This window comes from Aeromonas cavernicola (genome assembly GCF_002795305.1).
GTDB classification, from domain to species: Bacteria; Pseudomonadota; Gammaproteobacteria; order Enterobacterales; family Aeromonadaceae; genus Aeromonas; species Aeromonas cavernicola.
In genome coordinates, this window is record NZ_PGGC01000219.1 from 1 (window position 1) to 667 (window position 667).

The 667-nt window shown below is 62.2% G+C and carries 1 protein-coding gene; it reads right to left on the bottom strand.

Features of this window, described 5'->3' with window-relative positions; all coding sequences use genetic code 11:
- Positions 1-16: 16 nt before the first annotated feature.
- On the bottom strand, positions 17-667 hold a 651-nt coding region (locus CUC53_RS17990), incomplete at its 5' end, for a DUF6708 domain-containing protein (RefSeq protein ID WP_420808076.1).

Sequence of the window (667 nt, forward strand, 5' to 3'; positions counted from 1 at the left end):
GCGGCTAAGGGGTTGTTCACCCCATCGCTTGGTAAAACGGGTGGGCGGCGCTGTCGTCGGTGGGCTCGCCCAGCAGGGTGCGCACGTCACCCACGTTAAAAATCGAGCTGCCCTTGCGGTATTCGTTGCGCAGCAGATAGTTGGCCAAGGTTAACCGTCCGCTCGGTTTGGCCCACTGCTCAGGAGGCAGCGGATCTGACCAATGGGCCAGTTCTGGGTGGTTGGCCAAAAAGCGCCGCAGATAGCGCTCTTCTAGTTTGGTTTGGATCTTAATGCGCAGCAGGCCAAGGCGGGTGCCGTTAAGTTCCCACCACAGGCGGCGAGCACCGCTGAACTGCTCACGGGAGATGCGGTGTGTTTGGCAATACTCGGCGATCAGCCCGTCAAAGGTGATGGCGGCGGGCTCATCCAGTGCGTCGGGGCCTTCTTCCATATAGCGGCGGATCATCTCCCATTCGCTGGCGCCGCTGGTCAGGCTTAAGGTGCCCACCTGAAACGCCGCCCAGAAGCTGCCGTGTTTCGCTGGGTCGTTCACCCCCATAAACAGGGTGGCTTGGGTCATGGCCCCCACCGCGGTCAGGGCCGAGCCTTGGCCCACCATGGCGCACACCTCTTCCCACGGGAACACCTTGACCTCGGTGCGTTTAGCCTCGGCATCCCAGCGCGA